Annotated in this window: 9 protein-coding genes; 7 read left to right on the plus strand and 2 right to left on the minus strand. The window is 41.5% G+C overall.

The features are described 5' to 3' along the window. The first annotated feature begins 541 nt into the window (after positions 1-541). Together ABE547_RS14435 and ABE547_RS14440 are read left to right on the plus strand one after the other, a co-directional pair. Positions 542-1,411, plus strand: coding sequence for a GrpB family protein (locus ABE547_RS14435; protein ID WP_347379381.1), 870 nt, complete (start codon positions 542-544; stop codon positions 1,409-1,411). Between the two features lie 165 nt (positions 1,412-1,576). Beyond that, positions 1,577-2,257: a hypothetical protein gene (locus tag ABE547_RS14440; RefSeq protein WP_347379382.1), complete on the plus strand. Its 681-nt coding sequence runs from the start codon at positions 1,577-1,579 to the stop codon at positions 2,255-2,257. A 118-nt stretch (positions 2,258-2,375) separates the two neighbouring features. Here the strand turns inward: ABE547_RS14440 and ABE547_RS14445 are convergent, their stop codons facing one another. Both ABE547_RS14445 and ABE547_RS14450 read right to left on the minus strand, forming a co-directional pair. Beyond that, complete coding sequence (locus tag ABE547_RS14445) at positions 2,376-2,705, minus strand: LysR family transcriptional regulator substrate-binding protein (protein ID WP_347379383.1); 330 nt, start codon at positions 2,703-2,705, stop codon at positions 2,376-2,378. Between the two features lie 2 nt (positions 2,706-2,707). Then, positions 2,708-3,256, minus strand: a complete 549-nt coding sequence (locus tag ABE547_RS14450) for a LysR family transcriptional regulator (RefSeq protein ID WP_347379384.1) — start codon at positions 3,254-3,256, stop codon at positions 2,708-2,710. 269 nt (positions 3,257-3,525) lie between these two features. On the opposite strand from ABE547_RS14450, the gene ABE547_RS14455 reads away from it, so the two are divergent. From ABE547_RS14455 to ABE547_RS14475, 5 genes are all read left to right on the plus strand, one after another. Next, on the plus strand, positions 3,526-4,794 hold the full coding sequence (locus tag ABE547_RS14455; RefSeq protein WP_347379385.1) for an SLC13 family permease: 1,269 nt from the start codon (positions 3,526-3,528) through the stop codon (positions 4,792-4,794). A gap of 46 nt (positions 4,795-4,840) precedes the next feature. Beyond that, a complete protein-coding gene (gene ttdA / locus ABE547_RS14460; RefSeq protein ID WP_347379386.1) occupies positions 4,841-5,740 on the plus strand; it encodes a L(+)-tartrate dehydratase subunit alpha in 900 nt (299 codons plus the stop codon). Beyond that, entirely contained in the window at positions 5,740-6,366 is a 627-nt protein-coding gene (gene ttdB, locus ABE547_RS14465) for a L(+)-tartrate dehydratase subunit beta (RefSeq protein WP_347379387.1), read from the plus strand. The genes ttdA and ttdB overlap by 1 nt, the downstream gene beginning before the upstream one ends. Before the next feature lie 221 nt (positions 6,367-6,587). Next, on the plus strand, positions 6,588-7,952 hold the full coding sequence (gene pepV / locus ABE547_RS14470; protein WP_347379388.1) for a dipeptidase PepV: 1,365 nt from the start codon (positions 6,588-6,590) through the stop codon (positions 7,950-7,952). A 43-nt stretch (positions 7,953-7,995) separates the two neighbouring features. Continuing rightward, positions 7,996-9,174: an iron-containing alcohol dehydrogenase gene (locus ABE547_RS14475; protein WP_347379389.1), complete on the plus strand. Its 1,179-nt coding sequence runs from the start codon at positions 7,996-7,998 to the stop codon at positions 9,172-9,174. Positions 9,175-9,302 lie beyond the last annotated feature (128 nt).

Consider the following 9,302-nt stretch of genomic DNA (forward strand, 5'->3'; position numbering starts at 1 on the left):
GCTCTGCTAATGGTGGGCTTCCTCCGATCATCAAGCGCCAGAGATACTATCAATCTTTGGACCTGGCTGCATAGTCAGTGATATCTTTGAGATAAATGTGTCAACCAATATTGACAATATCAAAGGAAGAGAGCGTTATTTCGGCTTTTTATCATAAAAGGGATAAATTATATAGAAAACTGAGACACCAGATAAATAGCTTATCAGAGCAAAAAATTCTTTAGTTTTTGAACTACATAATATTTGCATATACGGAGAACTATTTTATTTCTAAGACAATTCAATCGGCTATAGAATCAAATGACAAACTAGCAGAATTGGGGCGAGAAAATTCAGGATATCCTAATTTGGGGTTCTTAGGATCAGATAATCTTTTGGGAATAGATTACCAGCCAGTAGGTATGGATGAGGTACCAAATTTTCTGGATCGTGATTGGGCGGTTACCTGAGAGCATAGAAGTGAAGGAACATCTTTTGGCGTAAGGCTATTATTGGGCGAAAATGGGTGAAATGAAAAAAGAAAAGAAAGAAGGAATAGCGAATGCTGGGTTTAAAACGTGATACAGTTCAACTCTGCGAACATGAGCAGGCATGGGAAATAGAAGCACAGAATACGATTTTTCGTTTAAAAGAGATACTAGGTGCTGTAATTAAGGATATCCAGCATGTTGGCAGTACATCAATTCCTTCTATCAAGGCGAAGCCGATTATTGATATTGCGATTGCAGTTGATGATTTTGAAGATGTTTTGCTTTTGGAAGAAGAACTGAAAAAGCAGGGGTTTTATTATAGACCCCAAGTGGATTTAGGTGAGCAATTATTATTTGCATCGGGAAGCTATTATGATGGTACCGGTGATCTTCAAACACATTTTATTCATATTGTTAAAACAGGAAGCATGGATTGGAGAAACTATATCAATTTCAGAGATTATCTTAACAGTACACCTGCCGTTGCGAAAGTATATGAAGATTTGAAAGTATTGCTTGCAAAACAAGCACCTGTTGACAATGGAAGAGAAAAATATTTGAGAGGTAAACATGACTTTATCGTGTATACATTAAAAAAAACACTGGTTTACTCTTATCGTGAGAAAATGGTTGATGTGATAATAGACAGACCTATTGGAAGTGTTCATCCGAAATATGAGGATATGATTTATCCATTGAATTATGGTTTTATCCCTAATGTGTTTGGTGGAGACGATGAAGAACTGGATGTATATTTAATGGGAGTCAATGTTCCGGTGAAAGAATATAAAGCAAAAGTAATTGCTATTGTGCATCGGCATAATGATGTGGAAGACAAGCTTGTAGCAGCACCGGAAGGAATTAGTTTTACGAAAATGGAGATAGAGGATGCTGTTAGGTTTCAGGAACAGTATTTTGAAAGTGAAATTGAGATTTTATGAAATTATTGTTGTTTGAGTATTTTTGTAAAAATCTAATGCTGGTGAACATATAATGCATATTTTTGAAGAGGGAGAATTCTTTTGGATATAGGATTAAGTGCGATTACTTCATAGGGAAAATCCTGTTTAATCTTTACACATGAAGGAGAAAAGGAGGAAAATGATATGGAAAAAGCGATGGAAAAACTTGGAATATATGATTTGATTGGAATTATTGCACCTGGCATTATTTCTACATTATGTATATTATATCTATGTCCTGACCTTCTTTCTTATTTTAAATCCTTATTTTGTGATAAACGGATTCTTGATTGTTTCCTTATTGGAGTAAGCTATATCATTGGACTGGCTTTGCATGAAATCGGATCAGTTGCAGAAAGAAAATGGTTGTTAAAAAATGGAGAACCACATGAAATATTTTTGAATCCAGACGCAAATATTATTGAAAATAAAACAGAATTTGAATTATTTTCTAATACGATAAAACAGGTTTTGAAAGAATTAGGATTCAAGCATCATAATCCGACTCCGTCCAATGAAGAAGTTAGAATGGCTTTTCACTATTGCCAGGTAATCAATGAAATGAATGGAAGAAATATAAAATCAGATCGTATAGATTCGTTACATTGTATGAGCAGAGCATTATTTGTATTCTTCTTTGCGGCATTTGTGCTATATTCTTCAAGTGTTTTGATTTTTCAGTATCCGGAAAGAGGAAAAGTTGCCTTGGTAAATGTACTCCTTCTTCTTTTTATTACATTGGTTATGTATCGGAGAACATTAGGACTTGCAAAATATCAAGTAAAAAGTGTTGTCAGAAATTACATAGCAAGTAAAGGCAAATAGAAAAAAAGTAAGCCATGAAAGACTATACAGAGCACACCTGTATAGAGACAAGACATGCTGTAAGATGAGAATTGCCGCTCTATAACTGGAAAGTCAGCTATAGAGCGGCTTTTGACTTTTATAAGAAAGTTTTCCATTCTTTTTTGATGAATGTAATATATTTTTCTACACTGTCATTGACATATTTTCCTTTTTTCCAGACAAGTCCGATCTCCTGGCGGATGACAGGTGTTACAGGGATACCGATGAGTCCGGGGAGATTTTTCATCAAAGATGCATAGAGGAATGCGCCTGCACGATTACAGGTGATAAAGTTTTGGATCGTGTACAACTGACTTGCATGCATGACTACATTGGGTTTTGCTCCGATTCCGTCAAATCTGGAATAAAGGGTCGTGTTTAATACAGAATCAGTATTGAACATGATCAGTGGTTCTTCTATCAGCATTTCTATGGATACCTTTTTTCTTTTGCAAGAGGATGCTCCGGTGAGACGCAGAATACAATCTGATCGGAGAGTATCTGATGATAATTCAGTTGTTCTATTTCATAAAAATTCATGTTTACAAGTGCGAGATCCAGAGTATCCTCAGAAACGAGCCGGGCAGCCCGGATGGATCCGTACTCATATAATTGTACCGGAATCTCAGGATGTGTTTTCTGAAAAGAAATTAACATATCCGGAAAGAATACGGTGCTCAAAAGAGGTGGAATGCCGATGCGTACAGGAGCAATCTGGCGACCGAGATCGTATAGCTCGGAAGAGGTCTGATTGATCGTGTCCAGAAGCTGACTGGCTTTTTGATAAAAAACTTCTCCTTCGGGGGTAAGGGACATATGGTTCCTGGTTCGCGTAAACAGATTGACGGAGAATTCTTTTTCCAGTTCCCGTATGGCATTGGATATGGCGGGCTGTGTCACATATAGCTTCTGGGCAGCCTGTGTGATGCTGTGGTAGCGGCAGACTGCACAAAAATATTCCAACTGAATGATTTTCATGATGTTTTTCCTTTTTTCGTATGTTTTTTTGAACTGTCTGTTTTGATCAGAATCGACAAAAACAGACGATGTATTTTTTTTGAATTATATCATATTTTGTGTTGAAAATGCACAAAAAAACAAAGTATCTTAAGCTTTTTTTATGGGGATATAATTATTGGTGAATGTACAAAGGGAGACTGAATTTATATAATAAAACCGTAACAGGAAGTAATGAATCGGCCGATGATTACTCTTAGAGATTATATAAAAGGAATGGAGGAAAGCAAATGAGTCCATCAACAATTACTTTACTTTTTCTTCTGTTTGCAATCGTCATGTTCGTATTGGAGAAGATACCACTTGGAGTGACATCCATGATCGTCTGTATCGGACTGGTAGTAACAGGAGTACTGGATATTCAGACTGCATTTGCGGGATTTATTGACAGCAATGTCATCCTGTTTGTGGCGATGTTCATCGTTGGCGGCGCTCTGTTTGAAACAGGGATGGCTAATAAGATCGGTGGTCTTGTAACAAGATTTGCCAAGACAGAACGTATGCTGATCGTGGCAATCATGGTGATTGTCGGATTAATGAGTGGAGTGCTGTCCAATACCGGAACGGCAGCTGTATTGATTCCGGTGGTGATCGGGATTGCAGCAAAATCCGGGTATAAGAGATCCCGTCTTCTGATGCCGCTCGTATTTGCCGCTGCAATGGGAGGAAACCTGTCACTGATCGGTGCTCCCGGCAACCTGATCGCACAGAGTGCACTGGAAGAACTGGATCTGGGATTTGGATTTTTCGAATATGCAATTGTGGGCATGCCGATTCTGATCGTGGGAATTCTCTTTTATGCTACGATCGGATACAGGCTTTTGCCGGATCATGAGACAAAGAATAATGAGGCGTTTGATACAGAAAAGGATTTTAGCAATGTTCCTGCCTGGAAACAGTGGCTGTCTCTGATCATTCTTATCTTTACATTACTTGCCATGATCTTTGAAGATCAGATTGGAGTGAAGCTCTGTATATCGGGAGCAATCGGAGCATTATTATTGATTCTGACCGGTGTGATATCAGAAAAAGAAGCATTGAAGTCGATTGATCTCAAGACGATTTTTCTGTTTGGTGGAACACTTTCACTGGCATCTGCACTGCAGAGTACGGGTGCAGGCGAGATGATTGCAGGAAAAGTGATTGGTACACTGGGAGAGAATCCATCTCCGTATGTCCTGACTCTGGTCGTATTCCTTCTGTGCTGTATTATGACGAATTTTATGTCGAATACAGCCACCACTGCACTGATGGTTCCTATCTGTCTGTCGATCGCCCAGGGGATGGGTGCAGATCCAAGAGCAGTACTGATGGCATGTGTGATCGGAGGATCCTGTGCGTATGCGACTCCGATTGGAATGCCCGCTAATACCATGGTGGTTGGAGCCGGAGAATACCGCTTCGTGGATTATGTGAAAGCAGGATTTCCGCTGATTATTATTGCGACAATCGTAAGTATGATCATTCTTCCAATTGCATTCCCGTTTTTCCCGGGATAAAGAAGATCAGGTTACATAATATTACTTTCAATAAGGAGGCAAAAAAATGGATAAAAAACAACAGGTAGAGAAGCTGACCGATTATATGGCTAATTTTGTATCATATATTGGAAAAGTACTGCCGGATGATATTATTGCAAAACTGGATGAACTTGCCGGGAAAGAGGACAGTCCGCTTTCAAAAGTCATCTATGAAACAATGAAAAAGAATCAGGCGCTTGCTAAGGAGTTGAACAGACCAAGCTGTCAGGACACAGGAGTATTACAGTTCTGGGTAAAATGTGGGACGAGCTTTCCTCTGATCGGAGAACTGGAAGCACTGTTAAAAGAAGCGGTTGTAAAAGCGACATTTGAAGCTCCGCTGCGTCATAACAGTGTAGAAACATTTGATGAATATAATACAGGTAAAAATGTAGGAAAGGGAACGCCTACCGTATTCTGGGATATCGTACCGGACAGCGATCAGTGTGAGATCTATGCATATATGGCAGGTGGAGGATGTACCTTACCCGGAAAAGCCATGGTTCTGATGCCGGGTGCCGGTTATGAGGGGGTGACCAGATTTGTTATGGACGTTATGACATCCTACGGAATCAATGCCTGCCCACCGCTTCTGGTCGGTGTAGGAGTGGCAACCTCCGTTGAGACAGCGGCATTGCTCTCTAAAAAAGCGCTGATGAGACCACTGGGAAGTCACAATGAAAATGAGCGTGCGGCATCCATGGAAAAACTTCTGGAAGACGGAATCAATGCGATTGGTCTCGGGCCGCAGGGAATGGGCGGAAAATACTCTGTTATGGGAGTACATATTGAAAATACAGCGAGACATCCTTCTGCAATCGGTGTTGCTGTCAATGTCGGATGCTGGTCACACAGAAGGGGACATATTGTATTTGACAAGGATCTCAATTATACAATCACAACACATTCGGGGGTGGAATTATAATGTTGGAAATCAAAGACGGAAAGAAAATCCTTACAACACCGATCGCAGCAGAAGATCTGGCGGATATTCATATCGGAGATATCGTTTATCTGAATGGAAGCATGACAACCTGCAGAGATGTTGCACACAGAAGGCTGGTAGAAGCCGGAAGAGAGCTTCCTGTGGATGTGCGTGATGCGGCAATCTTTCATGCAGGGCCGATCATCCGCCCACTGGAAGATGATAAGTTCGAAATGGTATCGGTGGGACCTACAACAAGTATGCGTATGGAAAAATTTGAAAAAGAATTTGTGGAAAAAACGGGTGTTAAGGTCATCATCGGGAAAGGCGGTATGGGGCCAAATACCGAATATGCCTGCAAGAACTACAAAGCAATCCACTGTGTATTTCCGGCAGGAAATGCAGTCGTGGCTGCAACGGAAGTAGAAGAGATCGTAGATGCGCAGTGGCGCGATCTTGGGATGCCTGAGACATTATGGCACTGCAGAGTCAAAGAATTTGGTCCGCTGATTGTATCGATTGACACAGAAGGACGTAACCTGTTTGAAGAAAATAAAGTGATATTTAATGAGAGAAAAGATAAAGCGATCGAAGAGATATGCAAGCATGTAAGCTTTATCAAATAAAAAACAAGTAAAAAAAGAAAACCAGATAATTGCCGGATATGACCATACAGAGTGTGACTGCCATGCTCTCTGTATGGTCATTTTTGGAGTCAAAATTGCTTCCTGAAATCATAGATAAAAAATAGTCAAAGAATTTTTACGTCAGCTATTGCCCTAAAGCAAAATAAGTTCTAAACTGATATTAGACTGAAGTACAAAGATAATGAGAGGAAGGCATAATAATGAATTACGAAAAACTTAACGAAAAGATTCTTGAGATGAAAGACGAGATGTTTGAAAGCATAAAAGAAAGTGTTGCCATCTGCAGTGTAAAGGGGGAACCGGAGCCGGATGCACCTTATGGAAAAGAAGTGAAAAGAGCACTTGATCATGCGCTTGCACTCGGAGAGAAGATGGGATTTAAGACCGGAAATGTAGACAATCGTGTCGGCTGGATCGAGTATGGCGAAGGAGAAGAGATGGTCGGCGTACTGGGACATATGGATGTAGTACCACTCGGGGAAGGGTGGAATTATGACCCGCTTGGATGTGAAGTACATGATGGAAAGATGTACGGTCGTGGAGTTCAGGATGATAAGGGACCTACGATCGGTGCGATCTATGCGATGAAAGCGATCCGTGATCTGGGATTACCGATAGACAGAAGGATTCGTGTCATGTTCGGATGCGATGAAGAGAGTGGATCTTCCTGTGTGGAGCATTACATAAAGGTTGGTGGCGAACTGCCGACGATCGGATTCACTCCGGATGCTCAGTTCCCGGCAATCTTCTGTGAAAAGGGACAGTCATTCTGGTTTGTTACGAAGAAAATGGAAGAAAAACCGGAGATCAAGGTCCTCTCTATTGAAGGAGGAGAAGTACCAAACGCTGTAATACAGAAATGTACACTTATTGCGGAAGGGGAACTTGCTGTAGCAGAAAAAGATTACATTACAGTGAAAAAAGAAGATGGAAAGACAATCGTAACGGCAGAAGGTGTCAGTGCACATGGAAGTACACCGGAACTTGGAAAGAATGCTGCAATTCGTCTGTTTGATGCGCTGAAAGAGAACCATTTTGGCGGGGATCTTCAGAAGTGTATCGACTTCATCATGGAAAAGATCGGATGGGAGACAGACGGAGATGCTATGGGAATTCGGTTTGAGGATGAAGAAACCGGAAACACAACTGTAAACGTCGGAGTCATCAGATACGATGGAGAAGAATTCTATGTAGCTCTGGATATTCGTTATCCGAAGAATACGACGGAAGAATATATTGTTTCAACTGTGACCGGACAGATCGAAAAATATGGAATGAGCATAAAGACAGATCTTCATAAGCTCCTGTATGTACCGAAGGATTCTGAACTGGTTCAGAAGCTGACCAAGGTTTATTGTGAACAGACCGGAGATATGGAGGCAAAACCAATTGCGATCGGTGGAGGAACTTATGCAAAATCCTTCGAGAATATGGTTGCATTCGGACCGATCTTCCCGGGAGAAGAAGAAGTAATCCATGCACCGAATGAATATGCAGTGATGGATAATCTGGTTCGTTCTATTCAGATCACAGCGGCAGCAATGTATGAACTTGCACAGAAATAACAGATTCTGTGTGTAATCAGAGGCAGAAAAGAAGGAGAAAGGCATGTTTAATTTTAATTACTATGCACCGACAAAAGTGGTATTTGGAAGAGGTGCGGAAGCGCAGACAGGCGCACTGGTAAAGGCACAGAACTGTAAGAAAGTACTGATTCATTATGGAAGCGGAAGTGTAAAACGTACAGGTCTTCTGGACAGAGTCAAAGCATCATTGGATCAGGAAAAGATCGCTTATATTGAGCTTGGCGGCGCAGTTCCGAATCCAAGACTTTCACTGGTATATAAAGGAATCGAACTTGCCAGAAAAGAAGGTGTGGATTTTATACTGGCAGTAGGCGGAGGAAGCGCAATCGATTCGGCAAAAGCGATCGGGTACGGACTTGCCAATGAGGGAGATGTCTGGGATTTTTATGAGAAAAAGAGAAAAGCACAGGGATGTCTTCCGATCGGTGTGATACTGACGCTGGCGGCAACCGGAAGTGAGATGAGTGACTCATCCGTGATCACGAAGGAAGAAGGATGGATCAAACGGGGATACAGCAGTGATTACTGCCGTCCGAGATTTGCGATCATGAATCCGGAGCTGACCATGACGCTGCCGGATTATCAGACAGCCTGCGGATGCACGGATATTCTGATGCATACGATGGAGAGATATTTTACCTCCGGAGGCAATATGGAGATCACGGACAGTATTGCGGAAGGACTGATGCGGACCGTAATTGCCAATGCACATATTCTGGTAGAAGATCCTTCCGACTATGATGCGCGTGCAGAAGTGATGTGGGCAGGAAGCCTGTCGCATAACGGACTTACCGGATGCGGCAATGACGGTGGTGATTTTGCTTCTCATACACTGGAGCATGAGATCGGCGGTCTCTATGATGTTGCACATGGTGCAGGACTTGCTGCGGTATGGGGAAGCTGGGCCAGATATGTTTATCGGGATTGCCTGCCGCGTTTTCGTAAGTTTGCAGTTCGTGTCATGGGAGTGTCGGAAAACGGCAGTGATGAAGAGATTGCATTAAAGGGAATCGAGGCGATGGAAGAGTTTTTCCGGGAGATTCATATGCCGACTTCCATAAGAGGGCTTGGAATCGATCCGTCAGAAGAAGACATTAAGCTGATGGCTCACAAGTGTGCAGTTGCGACCAGAGGCAGCAAGGGATCTGCGAAAGTACTGCATGAAGAAGATATGTATCAGATCTATAAAATGGCACTGTAATAAGTGAATGTTGGGATACAATAGATAGGTAACAAATAAAAAACAAGGATTCACTTCGATATGATATATTGGAATTGACTAGAAACCAATAATCTAAACGAAGGGAGAATCCTTGTATGCCAAGTTTA

Source organism: Dorea sp. YH-dor226 (assembly GCF_039832105.1).
In the GTDB taxonomy this organism is placed as follows: domain Bacteria; phylum Bacillota; class Clostridia; order Lachnospirales; family Lachnospiraceae; genus Dorea_A.

What these genes read in the sequence shown, in the direction of transcription:
- ABE547_RS14440 (WP_347379382.1), top strand. Translation starts at nt 1,577, where the DNA reads ATGGAAAAAGCGATGGAAAAACTTGGAATATATGATTTGATTGGAATT.
- ABE547_RS14445 (WP_347379383.1), bottom strand. Translation starts at nt 2,705, where the DNA reads ATGCTGATAGAAGAACCACTGATCATGTTCAATACTGATTCTGTATTA.
- ABE547_RS14455 (WP_347379385.1), top strand. Translation starts at nt 3,526, where the DNA reads ATGAGTCCATCAACAATTACTTTACTTTTTCTTCTGTTTGCAATCGTC.
- ttdB (WP_347379387.1), top strand. Translation starts at nt 5,740, where the DNA reads ATGTTGGAAATCAAAGACGGAAAGAAAATCCTTACAACACCGATCGCA.
- pepV (WP_347379388.1), top strand. Translation starts at nt 6,588, where the DNA reads ATGAATTACGAAAAACTTAACGAAAAGATTCTTGAGATGAAAGACGAG.
- ABE547_RS14435 (WP_347379381.1), top strand. Translation starts at nt 542, where the DNA reads ATGCTGGGTTTAAAACGTGATACAGTTCAACTCTGCGAACATGAGCAG.
- ttdA (WP_347379386.1), top strand. Translation starts at nt 4,841, where the DNA reads ATGGATAAAAAACAACAGGTAGAGAAGCTGACCGATTATATGGCTAAT.
- ABE547_RS14475 (WP_347379389.1), top strand. Translation starts at nt 7,996, where the DNA reads ATGTTTAATTTTAATTACTATGCACCGACAAAAGTGGTATTTGGAAGA.
- ABE547_RS14450 (WP_347379384.1), bottom strand. Translation starts at nt 3,256, where the DNA reads ATGAAAATCATTCAGTTGGAATATTTTTGTGCAGTCTGCCGCTACCAC.